Consider the following 23,059-nt stretch of genomic DNA (forward strand, 5'->3'; position numbering starts at 1 on the left):
GGATGTCCGCAGAGTTCTCAGGCATCGGAGTCGTACCCGGACGGGTCATCGCCCCGGCGCTGACCATGCCCGACCCCGTGTCCGCACCCGTGGCGAAGCCCGCCCCGGCTGATCCCGAAGCGGAGGCGAACAGGATCCGAGAGGCCTCGGCCGCCGTCCACGCCGAACTGCGTGAGCGCGCCGAATCCGTCACCGGGGACGCCCGCGACGTGCTCAAGGCCACCGCCCTCATGGCCAAGGACCCCACCCTGGTGAAGACGGCGATCAGACGCCTGTCCGACACCGACGCGGAGACCGCGATCTGGACGGTGGCCGCGGAGACCGCTGCACAGTTTGAGAAGCTCGGCGGCTATATGGCCGAACGCGCAGCCGACGTCCTCGATGTCCGCGCCCGTCTCGTCGCCCATCTGCGTGGAGTGCCGGCCCCCGGCATTCCACACGCGGCCGAGCCCTTCGTGCTCATCGCCACGGATCTCGCTCCCGCCGACACCGCAACTCTGGATCCTGAGCTGGTCGTCGGACTCGTCTGCGCAGAGGGTGGACCGCAGAGCCATACGGCCATCCTCGCCAGGTCGTTGGGCATTCCCGCCGTGGTCGCAGCCGCCGGCGTCCGCGAGATCACCGACCACACACCCGTCTTCGTCGACGGCGGTGCCGGAGTCCTGCGCACCGAACCCGGAGCGACGGAGACCGGCCTCGTCGAGGCATGGGCGGAGACGGCTGGCCGTCTGCAGTCGTTCACCGGACCCTGTCTCTTGAGCGACGGCACCCGGATTCCGCTGCGTGCGAATGTCGGCGACGGCGCTCAGGCACGGGCAGCGGCAGCCGCCGGTGCCGAAGGCGTCGGCCTGCTGCGCACCGAGTTCTGCTTCCTCGATCGTGACACCGAACCCAGCGTCGAGGAGCAGGCCGAGGCCTATGGGCAGGTGTTCGTAGCCTTCGATGATCACAAGGTCGTCGTGCGCACCCTCGACGCCGGAGCCGACAAGCCTCTGCCGTTCCTCACCGACGCCGATGAACCGAACCCGGCCCTGGGCGTACGCGGATTCCGGACCAGTCGCCGGGCTCAGGGCGTCCTCGAACGTCAGCTCGAGGCGATCGCGCTCGCCGCCTCAAGGCATGCGGTGACCGTCCACGTCATGGCTCCGATGATCGCCACCGCCGAGGAGGCCCGACAGTTCGCAGACCTCGTTCGTGCGGCAGGACTCCCCACCGCCGGTGTCATGGTTGAGGTCCCCTCGGCGGCGCTGCAGGCGGCCACGATCCTCGAGGAAGTCGAGTTCGCGTCCATCGGCACGAATGATCTCACCCAGTACGTCATGGCCTCCGACCGCATGCTCGGCGGCCTGGCCGAACTCAGCGACTCGTGGCAGCCGGCAGTCCTGCAGCTCATCGGCATCGCCGCCGCCCAGGGCGCTGCGGCGGAGAAGTCGGTGGGCGTGTGCGGAGAGGCCGCGGCCGATCCGGCATTGGCCGTCGTGCTCGTGGGCCTCGGAGTCACCAGCCTGTCCATGGCGCCGCGGGCTCTGCCGGCAGTCGCCGAGGTGCTGTCCGGTGTCTCCCTGGACCAGGCACAGCAGATCGCCCGCAGCGCACTTGCGGCGAGCAGCCCGAGCGAGGCGAAGGCCGCGGTCCGAGCCGAGCTGCCGATCCTCGACGAGCTCGGCCTGTGAGTCCGGCCGTCGGGCGAGTGGCCCCGTGACATACTCAGCACCACCACAGACACCACCAACAGTAAATGCCGAAACACCGGTCCGGCCAAATCGGCCGAACTGACAGGGAAGGACACCTCATGGCAGAGACCATCGCAACAGTCGGAAGCACCGTCGGCCTGCACGCCCGGCCAGCAGCACTGCTGGCCGAGGCCGCCGCGGACTATGATCTCGAGATCACCATCGCCCTGGAGGGCGAACCGGCCGAGGATGCCCTCGACGCGGCCAGCGTGCTCTCCCTCATGGGCCTCGGCGCGGAATACGGTCAGAAGGTCGTTCTGCGCGCCGAGGGTGACGGAACCGACGAAGCATTGGCCCACCTCAAGCAGCTCATCGAGACCGACCACGACGCCGAAGGCTGAGCGGCACACCCTCGAGGAGGCGGCGACCGGTCCGCTCGGATTAGACTGATCGAATGTCCGCCTCCCTGCTGCCCTCTGACTCTGCCGCCGCCCACCGCAGCCGGGATCTGCTGGCGATATTCCCTCAGTTCAGTGACGTGCCCGGTCTGCCGCAGGCACGCATGCTCATCGACTACGTCATAGGTCGCCGACTCGGAGTCCTCGACGTCTCGGGCCGGGACACCGAAGGCACCTTCGTGGCCGCCGAACTCTCAGCCGAGGTTCCGGAGAACCTCATCCTCGTCGACGATGCGCACGGTCTGCAGGCGACCCTGCTCAGCCGGCTGACGCAGGTATGCACATACAACGACCGGCTCGACGAGGCACGGACTTTGGCCGCAGCGGTCGAGTCCCTGGCCGGAGCCGGCGAATCCGCGGGAGTCGCCGGAGAGCCAGGTGCCGAAGCGGCCCCCGTGCTGGCGGTGAGCGAGCTCAATGAGATCGCGGGACTGGCCGAACTCGGCGTGGGGGAGACGTGGGCAGTCGTCAACGCTCCGAAGGCGATGAATGCGCTCACCGAGACGATCGCGGTACTGCAGCCGTTGGCGAGCACCATCATCGTCATCGGCCGCAGCGATGCGATGAGCCGCGGCGTCAACAAGGAGCTTGCCCGCGGCTTCGGCCGAGTCGATGTCTCGCCGGGGGTCGGCAAGCACCGGATGATCATCGGCAGCCGCCCCCTGTCCTCTCCGAGTCTGCCGGAATTCCCACGCCGCGGGGTGATCACCCATCGCGGTGTCGGTGAGCTCGAAGTCCGCGCTCATGGGGCCTGTTTCTCAGGGACGAAGCGCGATGAGGGCTCGGAGCTGCTCATCGACTCACTGCTGGGACTGCTCCCAGGTGGGGCGCCGGAGTCCGTGCTCGACCTCGGCTGCGGCAACGGCTGGCTGCTCACCGCGGCCATGCGGGCCTCGGGGGCGAATACGGGGCTCGGCGTCGATGTGTCGAAGGCGGCGGTCGCCTCGGCGAGGGCCACAGCGGAGGCGAACGGAGTCGGAGTCGATATCATCCTCGGTGACGCCGCGGATCCGGGAGAACCGGCGCTCGCGGACCTGGGCGAATTCGATGTCATCCTGCTCAATCCGCCGTTCCATCAGGGAACGGCCATCGAGACCGAGACGGCCGCGGCGCTCATGGCCACGGCCGCCGAGCATCTGGCGCCGGGCGGGCAGGTGCTCACGGTGTTCAATTCGCATCTGCGCTACCGGGATCGTCTCGAATCGATCATCGGACCGAGTCGGCAGCTGGCCCGGAACAAGAAGTTCACTGTCATCGCCAGCCGCCGCGACTGAGATCTCTCACCAGCTGTGCGATCGGGTCGGCAGGTGGCCGTCCCGATCGCACAACTTCACCGACGATTGCGGCGATAGATCCGCCAGGTGCTCACCTGATCCCAGACGGTGATGATCCAGATCGCGATGACCGTGATGATCTGCTGGAAGTCGGCGTTCCCGGTGTTCGTGAGCTCGGGGTGGAGGACCGGCTGAGTCAGCAGCGCGATGGTGAGGAAGACGGCCATGGCGATGTCGACGATCCCGCCGATGATGGCCACGGTCGGTTTCGCCGAGGCGGTCGTGAACTTGATGACCTCGACTGCGGCCATGAGCGCGAGGAACGCCCAGTAGCCGAGCAGCCAGCCGACGCCGAGGTCGGGGTTGACGAACGTCTCCCCATCGTTGAGGTGGCCGACGTAGAGCAGAGAGGTCGGGATGAGCGGGACCGTTGCCAGGGCGACGATGAAGACCAGCCCGAGCCCCGCCTCGGCGCGGATCTGCTTGCTGCGGGAATCACGTCGGTCGAGATCATCGATCGTCCACGTGCCCGGTTTCCGCTTCCGGAGCGAATCGGCTGCGCCGCCGTCCATTCCGCGATCGCCGAGGCCGATGATGATCGTGATGACGGCGAATGCGGTCAGCAGGGCGATGACCGTGTTGCCGGCCGTCTTGCCGATGATCTCTCCGATCTGGACTCCGGGGGAGACGGCGACGGTGGTCACGATGTTTGTGAGCACGGCGAGCAGACCGACGATGGGCAGGACCCAACGCAGCGCCCAGATATAGAGCGGGTAGGAATTCGGGCCGATGAGGTGCTGCGGAGAGTTCGAGTACTCCCGCGACAGCGCGACGGGATCGCCGAGCTCTTCGAGGACTTCGCGTTCGACGGTCGCCGTGTGATCCGGGGACGAATCCGCATCCTCGCCGAGGCGGGCGTCGACCATGTCGTCGATCGTGGCGGTGATCTCGGCGGCGATGTCGGGCCGGGAGTCTTCGGGGAGGTGCCGGGTGACGTTGTCGACGTAGATTTCGGTGAGCGCACTCATGGTGTGCCGTCCTTCCAGAGCTTGGTGATGCTGGAGTTGAGTTCGAGCCAGTGGCTGTGCAGTGCGGCGGCGACTTCGGCGCCGTTGTCGGTGAGTGTGTAGTACTTGCGCGGGCGGGCTTGTTCGGTGTTCCAAACCGATGTGAGCAGGCCCTGTTTCTCGAGCCGCCGCAGGAGGGGGTAGAGGGTGTTGGCCTCGGTGGCGATGCCGGCTTCGGTCAGCGTCGTCAGCAGCGAGTAGCCGTACTGCGGCCGTCGACAGGCGACGAGGCTGGCGAAGACCACGGTGCCGCGTCGCAGCTCCTGTTCGTGGGTGGCCAGTACCTTGTCTTCATCCCCGTTCATGCATCACACGATAGTGTGTGTCACACACTATTACAAGAGGCGGGGTATTCTTTGCTGCGGCACGGTGCGCGGCACGGTTTAGGGTGAGCAGCCCACGTTGGAACATGGGCTATTCGCCTCAACCTGGGCTTTCCGGCACACGAGTAGCGCGAGCATCGGTAGGTAGTCTTGCCTCATGAGTTTGAGGAAGTGGGTGCTCTTCGATATTGGGGGAGTGCTGGAGGTCGTTGATGATGACACCTGGGGACAGCTTTTCGTTCGCCGGTGGCAGGAGCGCTCTGGATTCTCAGCGGAGGAGTATCGGGCGCGCATTCTGGCGGCGGACTTGCCGGTCATCGACCGTAGAGCGGACACGCGGGACGAGTACTGGTCGAAGTTGGGTCGAGCGCTCGAGATGTATTCGAACCTGATCGAGGCTATGCAGGCCGAGATGTGGCACGAATACTGCGGGAGTCTCAATACAGAGTTGTTTGAGTATGCAGCTGCGCTGCGGCCACGCGCCGGTGTGGCGATTCTGTTGAACTCAGTGGACGGGGCGCGGCGCGAGGAAGAACGGCGGTTCGGGTTCAGTGAAGTCTTTGACCCGATTCTCTACAGTCACGAGACCGGTCTGCTCAAGCCGGAACCGGAGGCCTATGAGAATGCGCTTGAGCGGATGGCTGCGGACGCCGGAGACGTGTTCTTCATTGATGACCACGAAGTCTGTGCTGAAGGCGCCCGTGCCGTCGGCATGGATGCGATCGTGCACCGTGACAATCGGTCGACGATTGATGAGATAGAGCAGTTTCTTCTTTAGGCGGCTTGACTGAACAGGAGTGAATGAAATGGCGAACAACAGTGCTTTGGCTGGTTTCATCCTCGGGCTGGCAGTGTCTGCTGGGGTGTTGATGCTGTTGATTCCTGGGCTTCTTGAAGGGCCTGAGGCATGGCAGGTGTGGGTAGCTTGGATGGCCGCCGGATGTGCCATCGCCTGCGCGCTCGGGACGGTATTGTCTCGAGCCCGCGGGCGATGATCGAAGCGCATCCTCTTCAGGCTTTTGCCACGGATCCCGGCTGATCTGAGTCGGCCGAGTCAACGGCGAGTTCGGAAAGCTGGGTGCGGAGGCCCTTTGTTGCCACGGCAGGGATGACGGCTCCGATGACGAGCCGGATCGTGTCGAGGGTGATCGCGTGCCCGTTGAGCCGAGTAGGTCAACGTCAGTCCGTCAGGTCGAGCATTGGTGTCGGCCGACGGAATCCCCGTGTGACGAAAGCGAGGTATCCGACTCCGAGAACCAGCCAGATTGCGCCGATGAGAAGAGTTCGCGGAGACAGGCTCGTCCACAGCCACAGGGTCAGACAGAATCCGATTCCCGGTAGAACGATCGAACTGAGAACAGCACGTGAACCACGATTCTTCTCGTCGATGATGAAGTGCTTGATAACCGACAAATTCACTGCTGAGAACGCGATCAGAGCACCGAAGCTGACCATCTCCGATATGAATGCGAGGTCGACGGCGAGCGCAAGCAGAGAGACTGCGCCGACAGTCAGAGTTGCAATCGTGGGTGTGTGAAAGCGCGGTGACAAGCGGCCGAAGTAGCTTTTCGGGAGCACGCCGTCTCGACCCATCGCGAAGAGAATGCGTGAGACTGATGCCTGCGAGGTCAGAGCAGAGCCGCATGCTCCGGCGACATAGGCGGCGGTGAAGAAGGCGGTGAGAAATTCGCCGCCGGCCGCCGCCATGACGTCGAGCGCGCCTGAATCGACATCGGCGAACTGATTCGACGGGTAGACCAACTGAGCCAGGTATGACAGAACAATGTAGATGAGGCCGCCGGTGACAGTGGCGATGACGATTGCGCGGGGGACTGCTCTCTTCGCGTCCTTGGCTTCCTCGGACAGAGTCGAGACCGCATCGAAGCCGAGGAATGACAGACATAGAATCGCTGCGCCGGCCATGACATTGTCGAATCCGGGGGCCGAGCCGTCACCAGTGAACGGCGCCGCTAGGTCGACAGAACCGGATCCGGCGAATGAGGCGATGCCGAGTGCTGCGAAGACAATGATGAAGATTGCTTGAGCAGCGATGATGACGATGTTGGCGCGTGCAACGGAGACGATTCCGATGACATTGAGGATCGTGACGACAACAATGGCAGAGACCACGAAGACCCAGGCAGGGATCATGGGGAAAGCCGCGCTGAGGTAGATGCCGATGACAAGATAATTGATCATCGGCAGGAACAGGTAGTCGAGAAGCAGCGCCCAACCGGCAACGAAGCCGATTCCAGCTCCGAAGCTCTTCTGCGTGTACGTGTATGCCGAACCGGCAAAGGGCATGGCGGCAGCCATCTTCGCATATGACCGCGCGGTGAACACCATTGCCAGCAGGGTGATGACGTAAGCGGCTGGGACGCGGCCCCCGGTGACCTGGGTGACGATTCCGTAAGTCGTGAAGACTGTCAGTGGAACCATATAGACGAGGCCGAAGAAGACGAGTGAAGGTACCCCGAGCGCACGCTTCAGGTGAGTCTCGGAGGTGTCTTGCGTGGTGGCGTTGTGATTGGAATGGGACATCATTGTCCTTTCGATTCAGTCCGCTGAATGGACGGCCACGCCGCGCAGGTATGTGCGGCGAACTGGGGTGGCAGACAGTTCCTGTGGGAGCAGTGCTCGGGGATCCGAATCGAGAACGATGAAGTCGGCGCTCGCGCCCGGACGGATCGCTCCCCACTCGTCTGTTCTATGGTCTGCAAATGCTTGGTGGGCCACCGCAGTCGAGTAGGCGTCGAGAGAGCGTTCGATGTCGAGGATCTCATCGGGAGTCCACCCGCCGTCGGGCTCACCGTCATCGGTCTGTCTGCTCACGGCAACCGCGAGACCCTCGAGCGGCGCCCCTGAAGTGCAGGGCCAGTCCGAACCGAACGCAAGGTGCCCGCCGCTGTCGAGGACGCTGCGCATCCGATATTGCGCCACGGCTCGTTCTCTGCCGATCCGGGGGACGGTGAGTACTGTCATGAGGTCATCGAGCTGAGCCCACAAAGGCTGCATATTCGCGATGACGCCGAGTTCAGCAAAGCGGGACAGGTCGGCAGAGTCGATGATCTGGGCATGTGCGATCACCGGCCGTCGATCACGGGCTTCGTTGTTCCGGATTGTGTACTCGATGGCATCCAATGCTTGTCGAACGGCCGCGTCGCCGATGGCGTGGATGTGGATCTGAAAACCTGCCGCGTCGACTTCGCGAACCGCCTCTGCCAGCGAATCTCCTTCCCAGACTCGCATGCCGTGGTTGTGAAGGGAGGAGCAGTAGGGCTCGATGAGCGCACCGGTTTCGTTCTCGATGACTCCGTCGGCGAAGAACTTCACGGTCTGAGCGGTCAGGAACGGATCCGAAAGTTCCTCGATCCTTCGGCGCGCAGAAAGCATTTCGGGCAGCTGTTGCGTGAAGCGGCGGGGATCGGCGTAGAACGCGAGGTTGAATCGCAGTTTGAGCCGATCCTGCTGAGAGGCGGACGCATAGGTCTCGACATCGGCTGGCTCCACCCAAGCGTCCTGGACCCAAGTGACGCCTCGAGCCAGGTAATAGTCGGCTGCCCGATCGAGAGCGCGAAGTCGGACGGAATCGTGGTGTGGCGGACGAACGGCGTCGATCAGATCAATTGCACCCCATTCACGCAGAGTGCCCAGCGGTGAGCCGTCGTCTCGGCGAGGAATCTCGCCTATCTGCGGCTCCGGGGTTGCCGCGGTGATTCCCGCGAGTTCCAATGCTCGAGAATTGCACCACACGGTGTGGTAGTCCCAAGCGCGAAGGACGACCGGTCGGTCGGACACGGCTCTGTCAAGCCATTCGGCGTCGAAGAGGCCGTCGCGTACGAGGCTGCCGTCATATGAGGCACCAGTGATCCAGTCGTCGTCGGGATGAGCCTCGGCGTACCGTTTCACTTCAGCGATGATCTCTTCGACGCTCGTGCACGATCTCACCTGTGGGCCCTCTGCTTCCATGCCACCGAAGATCGGATGAGCATGGCCGTCGCCGAAGGACGGCATGAGGAACCCGCCGTCGAGATCGATGGACTCAAACTCTGCGCCGTCGTGGCTCGAAACTTGATCGAGGACGGCCGCCACCGCATGTGAACCAGAGGCAACGACAGTGCCATCTTGAACCACAAGGGAATCCTCAGTTTGGGCGCCGGCGCCCAACCAGATGGTGCCGTTGTGGAAGTGCTGTGTCGTCAAGACTGCCGTCCTCCTGCTCCATTGCTTGTGGCCGGCCGCACCGGCGTTTACACGAACAGTGTTCGTATGTGACTGGGAACACGATACACTGCTCGAAAGATGTAGGGAAGTGCGAAATTGAGAGCGAGCATTCTGTGAGATTGAATCAGGATCGGCTGGTTGATGCCGCGCTCGCGCTTGTCGACGACCTCGGCGAAGAGTCATTGTCGATGCGAACTCTGGCGGCTCGCGTCGACAGGCAGGTGTCCTCTCTGTACAACCATGTCTCCGGCCGAGGTGAACTCATCGAATTGATGCGCGCCCGTATTGTGGCTGGAATCGACGTTCAAGTATTTGCCGGGATTGAGGAATCGTCGGAGAGCGTGTCGTGGGACAGGGGGCTGGAACTGTGGGCCCGGTCGTATCTCAGGGCGTTTGCCGACCATCCGAATCTCATCCGGTTGCTGGCCACGACCTCGATTCGAGACCTCTCAACGTATGAAATGTATGACTCAGTGATCGGTGGACTTCGTCGAGGGGGATGGCCCCAGGGTCAGACTGTGGCGGTGATGCGGTCTGTCGAAGCCTATGTCCTCGGTTCCGCTCTGGACATCGTTGCTCCGGTCGACCTCATCACTCAAGAATCGGCCGGAGACAGATTTGCGGAGATTCGAGGTGCGCTGGATCCTCGATTCGGCGAGAACTCGTCAGCGGTGGCGTCCTTCGAGTTCGGGTTGACAAGCCTGATCCAAGGTCTGAAGCACCAGCTTGAGGCCGTGTCATGAGCCATGCGAAGAAGGTCGGCGCCGCACTCGACTCGTTCTGGGGGCGGGTCCGCGCCCGGAGCCCCGACCTGCCGGAGGCGATGCCTGAAGCATGGGCGTTCGGCGCGACTCCCGAGCATGCGGACGACCTCCTCGCTCTCGTGCTGGCTGGGACCAAGACGGGCACCGCCTCGGCGCTGTGGGACATCGAAGCCGATGACGAATCCGTACCCGAGGTGGGTGAACTGAGCATCATCCTCGACGGCCGAGGCCGGCCGAGAGCCCTCATCGAAACCACGGCGATCGACATCGTTCCGTTCTGCGAGGTGACCGCCGAGCATGCCCATTCGGAAGGGGAAGGCGACCGAACCCAGGCTGCCTGGCGCGAGATCCATGAGCGTTTTTGGCAAGAGCATGGCCGGCGCGGATTCGCGCCCGAGATGCCGGTCGTCTGCGAACGCTTCCGGTTGCTGTTCGAAGTAGAAGACGATGGGTTCTTCAGCATCTCCGGCGACGAATCACAGGGGACGAGCAGATGAACGAAGCCGAATACTGGGACCTCATCCACACGGAACGCGCGCGCCTGGCCGATCTGCTCTCCACGCTCGAACCGGAGCAGTGGGCGCTCGCCACTCTGTGTGCAGACTGGACGGTCGAGCAGGTCGTCGCCCACCTGACAGCCGCAGCCAACACCGGGAAGTGGGCCTGGATCCGCAGCATCGTTCGGGCGGGATTCGATCCTGCCAAACACAATGCGCGACTGCTCGAGCGCCGCCTCGGTGGCTCACCTGAGGAGACCCTTGCGAAGTTCCACAGCTCGATCCCACTGACTATCGCGCCGACCAAAGACTTCCCGGCCTTCCTGGGTGAAGTCATCGTCCACGGCCAGGACATCGCACGACCACTGGAACTCGACCTGACCCCTGGCGCCGAGGCGACCGTCGAGGTGGTCCGATACTTCGCCTCTAAGGACTTCGCCGTGAACTCGAAGACCCTGGTCAAAGGGCTGAAGCTCAGTGCTGTCGACGCCGACTTCGAATCCGGAAGCGGGCCGGAGGTGACCGGACGTGTCCTCGACCTCCTCCTGGCCATGGCCGGCCGACCGGAAGCACTGACAGAACTGACCGGGAGCGGAGTCGCCGAACTCCGGCAGCGGATGGACTGAAACCTCAGCGGTCAGAGTGCTGCGACGCGCGTGCCGGAACATCCCTGACGACGAGATGAACGTTGACGGGTGCTCAGCCGAATCCGACGACTCCGACCGCGACAAGAACGAATCCGAGCAGCTGCAGCGAAGCGCGCACGATCTGGAAGACGTCCCATCGTCTGCGCATGGCGATGAATCCCTCGGGGGCGGTCTCCTCGGTGATTCGTCCCGTCCGGGAATTGATCGGCACGTTCCCGACGATCGTCACGACCAGAGCGACGCCGAGGCTGATCGCAGCCGATACCAACCATGCGTTGGGCTCATCGATGGCAATGATGATGGCCAGCGCTGTCGCCGCGGTCATCCCCACCGGCATCACCCGGCCGAACGTCTTCAGCAGGCCCCTCTCCATGATCAGCTGATCGTCCGTCCTCAGCTGACGGATCACTGGATGAACCAAGGCGGCCGATCCGAATTCCGCTGAGCCGACGAAGCCGGTGACGAGGACCGCAGCCAAAGTCAAGGCATCTATGACCTCTCCTCTTGATAGGTAGTTATACTATCCATAATAGATAGTAGAGGTATCTGCTAGGGTCGAGCAAGATCAGTCACCGAACATTGCTGTCAGTGCCGGGAGGAGATGACGATGCAGGAATCAGCGGAGAAGTCGGGGATGAGGATGGCGGAGCTGTCCCGTCGTTCGGGCCTCAGCGTGCCGACCATCAAGTACTACCTCCGCGAAGGACTGCTGCAGCCGGGACGACGGACAAGCGTGAATCAAGCCGTCTATGATCGCACTCATCTCGAGCGGCTGCGCCTCATCGGGGCGCTGACGTCGGTGGCCGGACTGCCGTTGGCGAAGGTGCGAGCCGTCGTTGATGCTGTGGACGGGCAGGCCTCGGAAGTCGAAGCGATGGGCGTCGTCCAGGACGCGCTCATCGACGAGGCCGAGACGGACGATACAGCCGCCTCGGCGATACTCGACCGCGCGATCACCGCGCGAGGGTGGCACTGCGCGAAGTCGTCACCGGCCTATCGGGCGGCTGTGAACGCGGTTGCCATGTTGACTACGGAGAACCTGACTCCGATCCTCGACCGGCTCGACGCCTATGTCGAGGCCGCTGAAGACGTCGGTCGCACCGACCTCGACGCGATCGGCGACGCAGACAGTCTGGAGGAGCGTATCCGCGGAGTCGTCCTCGGCAGCGTGCTGCGCCGACCGCTGCTCGAGGCGCTGGTCCTGCTCGCACAGCAGCACTTCGCGCAGGACCTCACTCGGTCGGAAGAAAGCTGACCGGGAACAGCTCCGTCCTGGCGATGACGCGATCGCGTTCGGCGGCCTGCTCCTGACGTCGCGGATCTGCCAGGTAGGAATCGAGCGCTTCCGTGGATTCGAACCGATAGAGCTGCACCTCGTCGGGACGCCCCTGAGCCCCGTCGCTCTTGGCACGATTGACGACGCGCCCTCCGTGCTCGGAGATGAGCGCGAGAACACCGTTCTCGTAGGCTGTCAGTGCCTCGGCCTGTCCTTCGCGCGCCCACAGCAGGCAGCACAACAGCACCTCGCGGTCAGCACCGGCGTTCGCTGAGCTTGCCTGTTCTTCCGGCTCCACCGAGCTCGGCCTCTCCTCACTCGGCAACTCAGTGCTCACGACTCCGTCGGCTTCGCGTCGTAGGTGAGCCAGTTCGTCTTCGCTGCGACATCGTCATAGAGCACCTGAGCCTGAGCGTTGTCATCAGCGGTGATCCACCGGACCACCGAACAGCCTTCGGCCGCGGCGATCATCTGCAGCCGGGAGATCAATGCACGACCGACACCTCGGCCGCGCGCCTCGGGATCGGTGAAGAGATCGTCGAGCCAGATGCCGACGCTGCCTGTCGAGGGACGCGAGAAACGACGATAGTCGGCGATTCCGACGATCGATCCGTCCGCCTCGGCGACGAGCCCCTGGCACTCATGGGCGGAGTCGGTCAGCCACGACCACACACGGGAGACGATCTCCTCGGAGGGCTCCAGTCGGTAGAACTCGCGGTAGGCGCGGAAGAGCTCCTTCCACCGGGCCTCGTCGGCAGGAGCGGTGGGGCGGATCGTCGGGGCTGAGTTAGAGGGCATCATCGTCCTTTCTGGAGCTGCAGGCTAATGACCACATTACGTCTCTCACTTCAGATTTGCGGCCTGATGATCGGACCGAAATGTGGCCGCAAGCCTACGAAATGTGAGCGTCCGAGTACGGACAGTGGCGGGCCTCCGATGTGCTGACCCAAGCTGGCTCTCAGACTCGGCCGCCCAGTCTCGGGCGCTCGTTCTCATACCCCAAGGGTCATCGGAATGATGGACAGCAGTCCGGGAGCCACCGCGGTCAAGCACAGAGACGTGGTGAGGAAGATGCGGAAGACATTGTTCTGTCGGTCTTCCTGGGCATTGGCGATGACCAAGGTGCCCGCGATGTGGATCGGGTTCATCACCATGAGTCCGGAAGGGACGGCGATCGCGGCCACGATCCAGAAGATCTCTGGTGAGTCGCCGAAGAACCCGAACGCCAAAGGCATCGTCAGGCTCAGTACGCCGAGGGCGGAGGATTCCACGTTACACAGCACCGCTGTGAGGTAGGCGAGGACCAGAAGCAGGACCGCCCCGGATCCCACTGCGCTCATCGAGCTCTGAATGGAATCGATGGTGCCGATGGACTCCAGCAGTCCGAGGTAGGTCAGCAGTCCGCCGATGAGCAGTGTCGCTCCCCAAGGCACTCGACTGAGCATGTCCTTCTGAGCGGGGTGGAAGATCAGCTGCAGAACTGCCGCGACAGCCATGGAGGTGAGTCCGACGTCCAATCCGAAGGCGATGACGCAGAGGACGAACAACAGCAGACCGATGATCGAGCTCACTGCATATGCTGTGCTGACTGAAGCCGAACTGGATTCTTCACCACCCTTGACTTCGGAAGCCTTGGGCTCGGCGAGTGCTTTGCCGCTTTTGGCGAGCCGGGCGAACATGATTTGCAGTGCAGCCAGTGCGACCGCTGTGACGATGACTGCGACGGCCCAAAGCGACCACTCCGGGTAAGAGGCCCCGGCGTTGTCAGCCAAATGACTGATAGTTGCACCGGTGGGGTTGAGTGGAGACATCCCGAGACCAATAGATCCCATGATCACTCCGAGTGCGTTGATGAGATAAGTGCCGGGGTACTTCACTGAGATGAACGCGATGATCGGAACCAGGATCGCCACCGGCCCGGTGCCGAAGACCCCGACAGTGGAGAGAAAACCGCCCAGAGCGAAGCCGACCCATGGAATCAGCCATTTCCTTTCGCCGACGATGCGGAACGCGCCGTTGATTATCCAGTGGATCGCACCGCTGAGTTCGAGGTGACTGAACATCAGCGAGACGCCGATGATGAGAACGACGAGATTCGCTGGGAAGCTGTTGTACACAACTTCGGGCGAGGGACTGACGATAACGAAGAGCACGAAAGTCGCCAAGAGCGACAGGATGCCGATGTTGATCTTCTTCCAGACTGCTCCGACCAGGATGAGCACCAGAAGTATGAGGGATATGAGCTGAGGTGTTGTCATGTGAGATCCTCTCCGACGCAAAGTGACGGCCCAAAAAGGGCCAATTCACGCTATCAGGAGTCCTTGCCAGTGAATTCACCGGGCACCGTGCCCGAAGAAGATTTGACGAAGCCCTTCACTTCAACCTCTGAAAGGTATCGGTGAAGGGCTTCTGTCCGCGGTACGCGAGAGGGGACTTGAACCCCTACGTCCGAAGACACTGGAACCTAAATCCAGCGCGTCTACCAATTCCGCCACTCGCGCTGAAGCGGCCGCCCACGCGGCCACAACGTCCTCAAGATTAGCAGGGGCGGCCCGAGTTGTTGAAAACTCGGACCGCCCCGATGCTCACGTTGAGCACGGGCAGTTCAGCCCGCCCGACGCTCAAGTTGCAGCAGACTCAGGCGGCGTCGATGCCGAGCTCCTTGCGCACGCGGGCGACGTGCCCGGTGGCCTTGACGTTGTACTGGGCGAGTTCGACCTTGCCCTCGGCATCGACGACGACGGTTGAGCGGATGACGCCCTGGACGACCTTGCCGTAGTTCTTCTTCTCGCCGAAGGCACCCCATTCGGTCATCATCGTCTTGTCCTCATCGGAGAGGAGGTCGAAGTTGAGACCCTCCTTCTCGATGAACTGCTGCAGCTTCTCCGGCTTGTCCGGGGAGATGCCGACGACGGCGATTCCGGCGGCCTTGAGTGCCGACAGCGAGTCCCGGAAATCGCAGGCCTCGGTCGTGCAACCCGGGGTCATAGCGGCGGGGTAGAAGTACACGACGACCTGCTGACCTCGGAAATCGCTGAGGCTGACGGACTTCCCGTCCTGGTTGACGAGGGTGAACTCCGGGGCGGTGTCGCCGACCGACAGACGTGACATGAATGCTCCTCCTGATTGGGGTGGTCTCCATGATGGACAACCATTGCTGACCACCACTCTATTCCGTTGCCGAGCCCGATGCCTCGACAGATACACGCAATCACCTCGACCGATCCTTTCGCCGAGGCGGCCCGCCGTCTCAGTCGACCCGTGCGATGGCCTGCCCGACCGCCACGACGTCGCCGACCGCCGCGACCTGGCGCAGCGTTCCCGCGACCGGGGCTTCGACCCGGGTCTCCATCTTCATCGCCGAGAGCACAGCGACCTCGTCACCGGCCGCCACCTGCGCGCCGTCTTCGACGAGGAAGTCCACAAGGCTGCCCGGCACAGGAGCGGTGACATCCCCGGCACTCGCCGAGGCGGCTCCACCGTTTCCGGCGCCACCGGCCTCGCCGCCTTGACCCGTGCCGCCCTGACCGGTCCCACCGACCGAGCCGAGGGCAGCGAGCAGTCCGGCGGGCAGTCCGATCGTGGTGAGCTTCCCATCGATCTCGATCGACATCCGCTGCATCTCGCCATCGGCGACCGGGGCCGGGCGGTCCTGAGTCTCGAAGCGCGGCAGCAGCTCGGCCTCGATCCACTGCGTGTGGATGCCGTCGACACCGTCGACGCCGAGACCGGTGAACGCCTCATCGGTGAGGATCGCCAGGGAGCACGGCACCACCGTGGCCGGACCCTCGACATGGAGTTCCTTCGCCGCTGTCACGGTGCGCGCGATCGCCTGCTCACGGTCGGGACCGTGGACGATGAGCTTCGCGAAGAGGGAATCGAAGGCCGGCTGTACGGTGTCACCGGCACGCACACCGGAATCCCAGCGCACGCCGAGGCCCCCGGGCACGTCGAGGACATCGATGCGTCCCGGAGTCGGCAGGAAGCCGCGGCCGGGATCCTCGGCGTTGATGCGCAGCTCGATCGCATGACCGACCGGCTGCGGGGTCGACTCAAGCGACAGTCCCTGTCCGAAGGCGATGCGGAACTGTTCGGCGACGAGATCGACCCCTGAGGTCACCTCGGTGACGGGATGTTCGACCTGCAGTCGGGTGTTGACCTCGAGGAACGTCATGGTGCCATCGGCAGCGAGCAGGAACTCGACGGTGCCGGCACCGCGGTAGTCCACCTCGGCGCAGATGGCTTCGGCCGAACGGTGCAGGCGCTCACGCTGCTCTGCCGTCAGCCCCGGGGCGGGTGCTTCCTCGATGAGCTTCTGATTGCGTCGCTGCGCGGAGCAGTCGCGGTCACCGACGGCCACGACCCGGCCCTGACCGTCGCCGACGATCTGGACCTCGACATGGCGGGGACGCTCGAGGAACTTCTCGACGAAGCACTCGGGCCTACCGAAAGCCTCGACGGCCTCACGGGTCGCCGATTCGAAGGCACCGGCTACCTCGGTCAGCTCGTGGACGATCTTCATTCCGCGTCCGCCGCCACCGTGGGCGGCTTTGATGATGATCGGCAGTCCCGCCTCGGCGGCGAAGGACTCGACCTCGGCCGCGTTCTCCAGGGGACGGTCGATGCCCGGTGCCAGGGGAGCGCCGACCTTCTGCGCGAGCTGACGGGCCGTGACCTTGTCGCCGAGGGCCGTGATCGTGTTCGCGGTCGGACCGATCCAGATGAGGCCGGCGGCTTCGACGGCGGCGGCGAAATCGGCGTTCTCGGACAGGAATCCGTACCCGGGGTGGACGGCATCGGCACCGGCGGACTTCGCTGCGGAGAGGATCGCATCGATGTTGAGGTACGTGTCACCCGCTGTCGTCCCAGGCAGAGCGAACGCTTCGTCTGCGAACCGGGCATGCATGGCGTCGGCGTCCTGATCAGCGTAGACAGCCACCGAAGTGTGCCCGTGCTGGGCGCAGGCACGGATGATGCGGACGGCGATCTCGCCGCGGTTGGCGATGAGGATTCTCGACATTGTTCAGCCTTCGTTCTCGTTGGTGCGGGATCCTGCTGCGGTGCGGGACGCCTCGGCCGGGAGGGCGTTCGACGTCGGTCGGGCAGAGGTGGTGAAGCGCAGCTTCACGCCGGGAGGCAGCTGCGCGGCGAGGTCGACATCATCGACGCTGGCGATGATCGGATAGCCGCCGGTGAGCGGGTGGTCGGGCCCGAAGAGCACCGGCTGACCGTTCGGCGGAACCTGCAGGGCACCGGTGACCGCGCCTTCGCTGGGCAGCTCTCCGGTTCGGGCACGTTCGAGTGGAACCTCACCGTTCAGGCGCAGCCCGACCCGGTCGGATTCGTGGGTGACCGTCCACTCCTGTGACAGCAGAGTCTCGATCCCGGCCTCGGTGAACCAATCCTCACGCGGTCCCAGCGTCACGCTCAGCGTCACGGTCTCACCCGCCTGCGGAAGATCCCTTGGCTGCGTGGGATTGGGATCGACGAGGTGGGGCGCCGTCCGCGGATCGTGCACTCCCACCGTGGTGCCTTTGTCCACGGCGGCCGGACCGAGCCCGGCCAGGGTGTCGGCGGAGCTGCTATCGAGAGCCGTCTCGACAGCGATTCCACCGCGCACGGCGAGGTAGCGGCGGACTCCGCGCTCGGTTGGTCCGAGCTCGAGTTCGTCCCCGTCGGCCAGGGCAAAGGCCTCGCCGAGGCGGGGCGTGAGGACCGTGCCATCGGCAGCGGTCACGGTGATCGCTCCGGTGGCCCCGGTGACGGCGGCGACGCCGTCACCCGTGGAGCGCAGGAGCACTGCGCCCCCGAAGCTCTCCAACCCGGCAGCGCTTTCGGCGTTTCCGACAAGACGGTTGGCGGTGGTCAACGCGGTGCGGTCGGCGGCACCGGCGGCGGAGACTCCCATCGAAGCGAAACCGGGCCGCCCGAGATCCTGGACGAGCAGCTGCAGCCCGGGACGCAGCACCTCGAGGAAGGGGGAGGCCGCTGTCGCCGAATCGGATGCCGGATCCGCTGCTGATTCCACCGCAGAATCCGACGCCGCACCTGGCGAACCTGAGAAATCTGACGAACCCGAGAAACCTGACGAACCTGACCCCGCACTCGAGCCCGCGACCTCGACGGTCTCGCGCCCCGCCTCGGCGAATTTCACGATCGTGCCGGGTACGAACAGGGCCGGTGGTTCCCGGTCCAGGTCCCACAGCTTCGCATCGGTGCGTCCGATGAGCTGCCAGCCGCCGGGGGAGGAGCGGGGGTAGACGCCGGTGAACTCGCCGGCCAATGCCACCGATCCCACGGGCACTCGCGTGCGTGGGGACGAGCGGCGGGGAACGTTGAAGAGTTCGTCGTCGCCGGCGAGGTAGCCGAAGCCGGGGGCGAACCCGGCGAACGCGACCTGCCAGGTTGCGGCCTGGTGGCGTTTGATCACCTCGGCGGGGGAGACGGAGAGGAGGTCGGCCACCTCGGCGAGGTCGTCCCCGTCGTAGTGGACATCGATCGTCACCTCACGGGCCGCATCCGAGGCCGACTCGGTGTGCCCGAGCCCGCGCACTGCCTCGGCGAGGATCTCGGCTTTCGTGCGTGCGGGATCAAAACTGATCAGCACTGTTCGGGCGGCGGGGATGAGTTCGGTGACGCCGGGCAGATCGGCGGCTTCAAGACTGTGGTGCAGGGCCATCGTCGTGCCCAGGTCCGCGCATTCGACGAGGAGGTGGCGCGTGGAGGCGGTGTGGAAGGTCAGGGAGTCGGCCGGAGGTGTCGAGGTCATTGGCGGTAGGTGTCTTCCGGTTCGTCAGTGATGAACATCTTCCCAGGTGAGTGGGTGATCGCGAAGGGGATTCCCGACGCCTGGATGGCTGCCTGTGGAGTGACTCCGCAGGCCCAGAAGACGGGAATGTCGCCGTCTTCGATGGCCGGAGCATCACCGAAATCCGGGGCGCCGAGGTCATCGATGCCGATCTGGGAGGGTTCGCCGATGTGGATCGGTGCACCGTGGACGGCGGGGAAGCGGTCGGTGATGCGCACTGCCTCGGCGACTTGGGAGGCCGGGATCGGGCGCATGGACACGACCATGTCTCCGCTGATCCGGCCGGCGGGACGGCAGGCCGTCGACGTGCGGTACATCGGCACGTTGCGACCGGCCTCCTGGTGGCGGATCGGGATGCCCGCTTCGGTCAGGCCGTTTTCGAAGGTGAATGAGCAGCCGATGAGGAAGGACACGAGGTCCGGATGCTGCTCCCAGACTGAAGTGGCGTCGGTGACCTCGTCGGTCAGGGCGCCGTTCTCCCAGATCCGGTATCCGGGAATGTCCGTGCGGATATCGCTGCCCGGGGCGAGTGCGGATGCCAGCTGTCCGGGTTCGAGGACGTCGACGACCGGGCACGGCTTCGGGTTGCGCTGGGTGAAGAGGAGGACGTCGAAGGCCCAGTCCGCGGGGACGGAGATGAGGTTCGCCTGGACGAGTCCCGGTGCCATCCCCGAGGTGGGACCGTCGAATCCTGCCCGGATGCGTGCGCGGGCTTCCGCACCCGCAGCCCGCATCGTGTCCATGGAAGATGTGCTGGTGGTGGCAGTGTTCATCGTCCGGCTCCGGCGAAGGCGGCGATCGTGACGCCTTCGGATTCGAGGAGATCACGGGCGGCCCGGGCCATGTCGATGGATCCCTGGCTGTCGCCGTGGAAGCAGATGGACTGCGCGTCGACGTCGACGAGGGTGCCGTCGACGGCTTCGACCTGTCCGGTCTGGACGAGGCGCAGGACGCGGGCGGCCACGGCCTCTGGGTCGTGGAGGACAGCGTTCGGCTCCGACCGGGAGACCAGGGAGCCGTCGGGGTTGTAGGACCGATCGGCGAAAGCCTCGGCGGCCACGGTCAGCCCGGCTTCGGCGGCGACGCGGTTGGCCACGCTGCCGGCGAGTCCGAGGAAGACCAACGAGTCGTCGATGGCTGTGATCGCGTCGACGACGACCTTCGCCTGCGCCTCATCATGGACGATCGCGTTGTAGAGACCGCCGTGGGGTTTGACGTAGGAGACGGTTCCGCCGACGGCTGTGGTCAGGCCGATGAGCGCGCCGATCTGGTATTCGACTTGGGCCTGCAGAGTGGCGGCGGGCACGTCGAGGGCGCGGCGGCCGAAGCCCTCGTAGTCGTCGTATCCGGGGTGGGCCCCGATGACGACTCCGCCCTTCGTGGCGGCGTCGACGGTGGCGCGGATGCCTTCCGGGTTGCCCGCATGGAACCCGCAGGAGACGTTGGCGCTGGTGACGAGGTCGAGCATGGCGGCATCGTCGCTGACGACACGGTCGGGGACGTTCTCCCCGAGGTCAGAGTTGAGGTCGATTCTCAGTTCGCTGTTGACAGACAATGTCACCCTCCGATTCCGATCATGGAGAAGATGGGGCCGATGGACTGTGTGGCCGTGTACCACGTGACCAGTGTTGCCGCGGTGCCGATGATGAGCAACCACTTCGGGTACGAATCAGTGCGCAGCAGGCGCGGCCTGAACCAGCCGATGTACATGAAGATCGTCAGACCGATCGGCAGGATGAGCCCGTTGAAGCCGCCGACGAAGACGAGCAGTGTGGCAGGTGCCGTGCCGAGGACGAGGTAGACGACGAGCGAGACGACGATGAAGGACACCGTCGCCAGTTGCAGCGGCCAGCCGCCTTCGAGGCGTTTGGAGAACGCCGAGAGGAACGTTGCCGAGGTGTAGGCGGCGCCGATGACCGAGCTCAGAGACGCGGCCCAGAAGATCGCGCCGAAGATGCGCATTCCCGCATCGCCGAGGACTGCGGCGAAGGCCTGACCGGCGGGGTTGGCCACGCTCGAGTCGAGGTCGAGAGCGACGCCGGAGGCGACGACGCCGAGGATGGCGAGGAAGAGGACGTAGCGCATGACACCGGTGACGAGGATCCCCGACAGAGCCGAGCGCATGACAGAACCGGCATTCTCCGGGCCGGTCTTGCCCGAGTCGAGATAGCGGTGGGCGCCGGAGTAGGTGATGTAGCCGCCGACGGTGCCGCCGACGATCGTCGTCACGGTGGCGAAGTTGATGGTGTCGGGCACGAACGACTGTTTGATCGCCTCACCGACCGGCGGGTTCGAGACGATGGCGACGACACAGGTGAGGATGATCATTCCGCCGCCGAGGACGAGGACGACGGCGTCGACGACCTTTCCGGCGCGTTTGAACAGGAAGATGCCGATCGCCAGGACGCCGGTGAGCAGTCCGCCGAGCTTCGGGTCGATGCCCAGCAGCGCATTGAGGCCGAGGCCGCCACCGGCGATATTGCCGATGTTGAAGGCCAGTCCGCCGACGACGATCAGGACGGACAGGAGGATGCCCGAACCCGGCACGGCCGAGGAGGCCAGCTGGGCTGCGCGTTTGCCCGAGGAGGTCACCATCCGCCAGATATTGAGCTGGATGGCGATGTCGATGAGGATCGACGCGAAGATCGCGAAGGCGAAGGCCGCACCCATCTGAGCCGTGAATGTGGCTGTCTGGGTGATGAAGCCCGGACCGATCGCCGAGGTGGCCATGAGGAAGATGGCGCCGATGATCGCGCTGCGGCTGATCTTGGATCCGATTTCGCTCTTGGCATTGTCAAGGCCCGAGGCGGCCCCATCCGTAGAAGAGGATTCCGGCGGTTGGGATTCCGGTGCGTGTGACATGGGAGTCTCCGACTGTCTGGTGGTCAATTGTTCCTTCGTGTGCGCCGATGGGTGAGAACAGCGATGTCTGTGTCCTGGCACACGTGAAGTGGTAAACAATCTAGCACTCATTGTTCAACAAACATAGACGGGGGTCACACTTTTCTTCGTCGCTTTGTCGACGGACGGATGGGAGTTCGGGGTGCTGTTTCAGTAGGATGGAGAGGTGAATCACGATTCGTCCCTGGTCAACAGGCTCACTGACCGCCTCATCGCTGGAGAGCTGCGCCCCGGTGAGCGGCTGTCCGAAACCGCGCTGGCGAAGGAATTCGATGTTTCGCGCAATACTCTGCGTGAGGCGTTCCGGGTCCTCGGGGAGCAGGGCCTGGTCACGCATATCCCGCACCGAGGCGTCTCAGTGGCGTCACCGAGCACCGCCGATGTCGTCGACATCTACCGGGTGCGCCAACATGTCGAGTGCTCGGTGCTCGAGCACGCTCCGCGCAATCACCCGAACGCCGTGAGGATGGAGGCGGCCGTCGAAGCCGCCGAGAAGTTCGCTGCCGAAGAGAACTGGCTGGAGGTCGGCACGGCGAACATGGAGTTCCACAATGCCGTCGTCTCGCTCTCGGACAGCAGGCGGCTGATGCAGTCGTTCTCCAATGTGCTCGCCGAGCTGCGGCTGGCCTTCCTCAAGGTCGAGGTCCTCGACTTCCTCCACGCGCCGTTCATCGGCCGCAACAAGGAAGTCGTCGAGATCTATCGCACGGAGGGACCGGTGACTGCGGCGAAGATCCTCGGCGCCTACCTCGGTGATTCCGAGCGCCAGGTGCTCGGCGCATACGCCCGGGCTGGCCAGGACTGAGCCGCGGGGCGGCAAGCCGTACGCCATGAGCGGCCCGGCCGGAATCCCGCAATAGCCCACTCCGAGGTGAGCAGCCCAGTTTCAAACATGGGCTGCTCACCCCCAGTTGGGCTATTGGCAAATCCCGCAGGCGAATGCTCCTCGCCGGAAACAGAACCCCACCGGCAGATGGTGTGAATGCGAAAGAACCGCCTCCGACCGAAGTCGAAGGCGGTTCTCTCTGTGCTGTGCACCCCCCGGGACTTGAACCCGGAACCCACTGATTAAGAGTCAGTTGCTCTGCCAATTGAGCTAGAGGTGCTTGCCGCACATGCTGTGCAACGAGAATTAATATTACTCAGG

Annotated in this window: 23 protein-coding genes and 2 tRNA genes; 9 read left to right on the forward strand and 16 right to left on the reverse strand. The window is 64.3% G+C overall.

Annotation, left to right across the window (positions count from 1 at the left end; genetic code table 11):
• Window positions 1-2 precede the first annotated feature (2 nt).
• The 3 genes from ptsP to HIM68_RS07590 all read left to right on the forward strand — a co-directional run bounded on the left by ptsP (window position 3) and on the right by HIM68_RS07590 (window position 3,405).
• Entirely contained in the window at window positions 3-1,673 is a 1,671-nt protein-coding gene (ptsP, locus tag HIM68_RS07580) for a phosphoenolpyruvate--protein phosphotransferase (protein ID WP_172171097.1), read from the forward strand.
• Between the two features lie 119 nt (window positions 1,674-1,792).
• On the forward strand, window positions 1,793-2,074 hold the full coding sequence (locus HIM68_RS07585) for an HPr family phosphocarrier protein (RefSeq protein WP_172171099.1): 282 nt from the start codon (window positions 1,793-1,795) through the stop codon (window positions 2,072-2,074).
• Between the two features lie 53 nt (window positions 2,075-2,127).
• A complete protein-coding gene (locus HIM68_RS07590; RefSeq protein WP_172171101.1) occupies window positions 2,128-3,405 on the forward strand; it encodes a class I SAM-dependent methyltransferase in 1,278 nt (425 codons plus the stop codon).
• Window positions 3,406-3,461: 56 nt separating this feature from the next.
• Here HIM68_RS07590 and HIM68_RS07595 read toward each other — a convergent pair whose 3' ends face one another.
• Window positions 3,462-4,433 carry a hypothetical protein gene (locus tag HIM68_RS07595; protein ID WP_172171103.1) on the reverse strand — a complete coding sequence of 324 codons (972 nt, stop codon included), beginning with the start codon at window positions 4,431-4,433 and terminating at the stop codon, window positions 3,462-3,464.
• Complete coding sequence (locus HIM68_RS07600) at window positions 4,430-4,777, reverse strand: PadR family transcriptional regulator (RefSeq protein ID WP_172171105.1); 348 nt, start codon at window positions 4,775-4,777, stop codon at window positions 4,430-4,432. Before HIM68_RS07600 ends, HIM68_RS07595 begins: the two co-directional genes overlap by 4 nt.
• A 175-nt stretch (window positions 4,778-4,952) precedes the next feature.
• Here HIM68_RS07600 and HIM68_RS07605 point away from each other — a divergent pair, with 175 nt between their 5' ends.
• Window positions 4,953-5,573, forward strand: a complete 621-nt coding sequence (locus HIM68_RS07605) for an HAD-IA family hydrolase (protein WP_216656974.1) — start codon at window positions 4,953-4,955, stop codon at window positions 5,571-5,573.
• A gap of 401 nt (window positions 5,574-5,974) precedes the next feature.
• Here the strand turns inward: HIM68_RS07605 and HIM68_RS07610 are convergent, their stop codons facing one another.
• Window positions 5,975-7,336 (reverse strand): APC family permease, encoded by a 1,362-nt coding sequence (locus HIM68_RS07610; RefSeq protein ID WP_172171107.1) that lies wholly within the window; start codon window positions 7,334-7,336, stop codon window positions 5,975-5,977.
• Between the two features lie 15 nt (window positions 7,337-7,351).
• Entirely contained in the window at window positions 7,352-8,998 is a 1,647-nt protein-coding gene (locus HIM68_RS07615; RefSeq protein WP_216656975.1) for an amidohydrolase, read from the reverse strand.
• Between the two features lie 134 nt (window positions 8,999-9,132).
• On the opposite strand from HIM68_RS07615, the gene HIM68_RS07620 reads away from it, so the two are divergent.
• From HIM68_RS07620 to HIM68_RS07630, 3 genes are read left to right on the forward strand one after another with little or no spacing between them, the layout of a single operon-like run.
• The gene (locus tag HIM68_RS07620) at window positions 9,133-9,762 is read left to right on the forward strand and encodes a TetR/AcrR family transcriptional regulator C-terminal domain-containing protein (protein ID WP_172171111.1); all 630 of its coding nucleotides are present in this window, start codon (window positions 9,133-9,135) and stop codon (window positions 9,760-9,762) included.
• Window positions 9,759-10,280 (forward strand): ASCH domain-containing protein, encoded by a 522-nt coding sequence (locus tag HIM68_RS07625; RefSeq protein WP_172171113.1) that lies wholly within the window; start codon window positions 9,759-9,761, stop codon window positions 10,278-10,280. The genes HIM68_RS07620 and HIM68_RS07625 overlap by 4 nt, the downstream gene beginning before the upstream one ends.
• Window positions 10,277-10,906 (forward strand): maleylpyruvate isomerase family mycothiol-dependent enzyme, encoded by a 630-nt coding sequence (locus HIM68_RS07630; protein ID WP_172171115.1) that lies wholly within the window; start codon window positions 10,277-10,279, stop codon window positions 10,904-10,906. The genes HIM68_RS07625 and HIM68_RS07630 overlap by 4 nt, the downstream gene beginning before the upstream one ends.
• A gap of 73 nt (window positions 10,907-10,979) precedes the next feature.
• On the opposite strand, the gene HIM68_RS07635 is transcribed toward HIM68_RS07630, so the two are convergent.
• Window positions 10,980-11,411: a DUF1772 domain-containing protein gene (locus HIM68_RS07635; RefSeq protein ID WP_216656976.1), complete on the reverse strand. Its 432-nt coding sequence runs from the start codon at window positions 11,409-11,411 to the stop codon at window positions 10,980-10,982.
• 123 nt (window positions 11,412-11,534) lie between these two features.
• On the opposite strand from HIM68_RS07635, the gene HIM68_RS07640 reads away from it, so the two are divergent.
• A complete protein-coding gene (locus HIM68_RS07640; protein WP_253903800.1) occupies window positions 11,535-12,182 on the forward strand; it encodes a MerR family transcriptional regulator in 648 nt (215 codons plus the stop codon).
• On the opposite strand, the gene HIM68_RS07645 is transcribed toward HIM68_RS07640, so the two are convergent.
• The 10 genes from HIM68_RS07645 to HIM68_RS07690 all read right to left on the reverse strand — a co-directional run bounded on the left by HIM68_RS07645 (window position 12,160) and on the right by HIM68_RS07690 (window position 21,873).
• Window positions 12,160-12,540, reverse strand: a complete 381-nt coding sequence (locus HIM68_RS07645; protein WP_367647465.1) for a hypothetical protein — start codon at window positions 12,538-12,540, stop codon at window positions 12,160-12,162. The genes HIM68_RS07640 and HIM68_RS07645 overlap by 23 nt on opposite strands.
• On the reverse strand, window positions 12,537-13,001 hold the full coding sequence (locus HIM68_RS07650; RefSeq protein WP_172171117.1) for a GNAT family N-acetyltransferase: 465 nt from the start codon (window positions 12,999-13,001) through the stop codon (window positions 12,537-12,539). Before HIM68_RS07650 ends, HIM68_RS07645 begins: the two co-directional genes overlap by 4 nt.
• A 194-nt stretch (window positions 13,002-13,195) precedes the next feature.
• On the reverse strand, window positions 13,196-14,461 hold the full coding sequence (locus HIM68_RS07655; RefSeq protein WP_172171119.1) for an SLC13 family permease: 1,266 nt from the start codon (window positions 14,459-14,461) through the stop codon (window positions 13,196-13,198).
• A 161-nt stretch (window positions 14,462-14,622) separates the two neighbouring features.
• A tRNA-Leu gene (locus HIM68_RS07660) sits at window positions 14,623-14,704 on the reverse strand.
• A 136-nt stretch (window positions 14,705-14,840) separates the two neighbouring features.
• A complete protein-coding gene (gene bcp / locus HIM68_RS07665; protein WP_172171121.1) occupies window positions 14,841-15,314 on the reverse strand; it encodes a thioredoxin-dependent thiol peroxidase in 474 nt (157 codons plus the stop codon).
• A 139-nt stretch (window positions 15,315-15,453) separates the two neighbouring features.
• On the reverse strand, window positions 15,454-17,223 hold the full coding sequence (locus HIM68_RS07670; protein WP_172171123.1) for a biotin carboxylase N-terminal domain-containing protein: 1,770 nt from the start codon (window positions 17,221-17,223) through the stop codon (window positions 15,454-15,456).
• Window positions 17,224-17,226: 3 nt separating this feature from the next.
• Window positions 17,227-18,972: a carboxyltransferase domain-containing protein gene (locus HIM68_RS07675; protein WP_172171125.1), complete on the reverse strand. Its 1,746-nt coding sequence runs from the start codon at window positions 18,970-18,972 to the stop codon at window positions 17,227-17,229.
• Window positions 18,969-19,784: a putative hydro-lyase gene (locus HIM68_RS07680; protein WP_216656977.1), complete on the reverse strand. Its 816-nt coding sequence runs from the start codon at window positions 19,782-19,784 to the stop codon at window positions 18,969-18,971. Before HIM68_RS07680 ends, HIM68_RS07675 begins: the two co-directional genes overlap by 4 nt.
• Window positions 19,781-20,566 carry a LamB/YcsF family protein gene (locus HIM68_RS07685; protein WP_253903801.1) on the reverse strand — a complete coding sequence of 262 codons (786 nt, stop codon included), beginning with the start codon at window positions 20,564-20,566 and terminating at the stop codon, window positions 19,781-19,783. Before HIM68_RS07685 ends, HIM68_RS07680 begins: the two co-directional genes overlap by 4 nt.
• 2 nt (window positions 20,567-20,568) lie before the next feature.
• Complete coding sequence (locus HIM68_RS07690) at window positions 20,569-21,873, reverse strand: NRAMP family divalent metal transporter (RefSeq protein ID WP_172171127.1); 1,305 nt, start codon at window positions 21,871-21,873, stop codon at window positions 20,569-20,571.
• 205 nt (window positions 21,874-22,078) lie between these two features.
• Between HIM68_RS07690 and HIM68_RS07695 the strand changes: the two genes are divergently transcribed.
• Complete coding sequence (locus tag HIM68_RS07695; protein ID WP_172171129.1) at window positions 22,079-22,717, forward strand: GntR family transcriptional regulator; 639 nt, start codon at window positions 22,079-22,081, stop codon at window positions 22,715-22,717.
• Window positions 22,718-22,945: 228 nt separating this feature from the next.
• On the opposite strand, the gene HIM68_RS07700 is transcribed toward HIM68_RS07695, so the two are convergent.
• A tRNA-Lys gene (locus HIM68_RS07700) sits at window positions 22,946-23,018 on the reverse strand.
• Window positions 23,019-23,059 lie beyond the last annotated feature (41 nt).

The organism is Brevibacterium sp. CT2-23B (genome assembly GCF_013168765.1).
Taxonomy (GTDB): Bacteria; Actinomycetota; Actinomycetes; order Actinomycetales; family Brevibacteriaceae; genus Brevibacterium; species Brevibacterium sediminis.